Here is a 1,787-nt window from a genome sequence, read left to right on the forward strand (position 1 = left end):
GATCCGTCCGCGACGGCCGCCGCGACGCTCGCCATCAGCAGCGGGCTCGCCTGGACGCGGCCCTGCCCGATCGCCGCCTCCGCCAGCTCCGCGCCGCTCCGCGGGCCCGGGAAGGCGCCCTCCAGCATCCGCACCCCGGGCGAGAACCTCGTCTCGAACCCGAACCTGCGGGCGCTCGCGGCGAGCTTGCCGGCGCCCAGGCCCTCGACGCCGAGGCGCGCGAACGTGGTGTTGCAGGACGCGGCGAACGCGCCGCTCAGCGTCGTGCGCCCCAGCTCGTGGCCCTCGTCGTTGCGGATCGTCCGCTGCGCGGTGACGACGGACGCCGGGCAGTCGGCGGGCGTGCCGGGCCCCGCCCCGTCCGCGACCAGCCCGCCCGCCGTGACGACCTTGAACGTCGAGCCCGGCGGGTAGAGGCCGGCGAACGCGCCGAGCCCGCCGAGGGCATCCGCCACGGCCAGCACCTCGCCGGTGGACGGCCGCAGCGCGACGATCGCCGCCGCCTTGGGCACGGAGCGGACGGCCTTCTCGGCGGCCGTCTGCCACCGCCGGTCCAGGGTCGTGCGGATCTTCCTGCCCGGCGCGCCGCCGAGCACCTTCACCCGCTGCGGCGGCCCGTCGCCGTCGCGCATCTCGATGACCCACCTGGCCTCGTCGTAGCCCTCCGGCGTCAGGTCGTCGACGAGTTCGGCCAGGTAGGGCGCGAGGAGCCCGGTGTCGGGCAGCGCCTTGCCGTCGCGGGCGACGAGCGTGACGGCGGGCAGCCGCACCTGGGCGAGCGACCACGTCCCCCTGCCCTTCAGGCCGGGGTAGAGGGTCGCGGGCGTCCACAGCACCCGCCACCGCCCGTCCACGCGGCCGAGGCGCAGCACCGCCCCGAACGACCACTCGCCGTGCCCGGCGAGCGTGCGGGTGACGGTGAAGTCGGCGTGCGCCGCGCCGGGGCCGGTCCGCACCACCGGGCGCGGTTCGACCATGATCGAGGTGACCGTGAGGCCGCGCGACAGCGCCCGGTACTGCCGGGCGAAGTCGCCGGGCGGGTCGGCGACGAGGTCGCGCATGTCGTCGAGCGCCCCACGCCGCCAGGCGGCGAAGTAGTCCGCCGCGATCTCCTCCGGCGTCCCGGCGCCGCGCCCGCCGCGCAGCCGCCAGGCCGCGACGAGCCCGCCGGCGAGGGCCACCGCCACCAGCACCGCGAGCACGCCGACGCTCCGCGATCGCATCCGCGCTCCCCTCCCCCCGGCCCCCGAATGGAGATCATCTCAATGGGAGCCGGAAATGGACATGGAGAGGAACGACCGTTTTGAGGCCGAACCTGGCCGATGAATTAGCCATGAGTAATCCACCCCTTAAGTCCGCTTTAACGGGCGTGCCGGCGGGCGTCCCGCGGCCTAGCGTCGGGGACGTCGATGACCGTGCACGCACAGCGGCGGGAGGGCCCCGAGATGGCGCAGCGCTTCACCGGGACCGCCCCCGCCCGCAGCCGGAAGGCCCACCACTCCCGGGCGTCCGGTCGTCGAACCGGGGCCGTGCCCCCGGGACCCGTCCACGCGGCACCGATCCGGCCCCGCGGGCCGGCCCTTCGCGGCGCGCCCGTCTCCAGGTCCTCCCCCACCGGGCGCTGGACCGGCCGGCGCAGGATCGCACCCACCTCGGCAGGGGCGTGCGCGTGGAACCGGTCTCCGGAGCACGGGCACGGCCCCCCTCGACCCGCCGGTGCCCGGGCGGGGCCCGCCCCGCCCGCCGGGGGGGGGGGCCCCGCCCGGGCCGATCTCGGACGCGGCGTC

At 77.1% G+C, this 1,787-nt stretch carries 1 protein-coding gene; it reads right to left on the bottom strand.

Annotation, left to right across the window (positions count from 1 at the left end; genetic code table 11):
- Positions 1-1,223, bottom strand: a 1,223-nt coding sequence (locus ABZ914_RS50905) for a penicillin-binding transpeptidase domain-containing protein (RefSeq protein ID WP_500201758.1), incomplete at its 3' end; no start/stop codon positions are given.
- Positions 1,224-1,787: the final 564 nt, after the last annotated feature.

Origin of the sequence: Spirillospora sp. NPDC046719, assembly GCF_040645715.1 — a bacterium.
GTDB lineage: Bacteria > Actinomycetota > Actinomycetes > Streptosporangiales > Streptosporangiaceae > Spirillospora.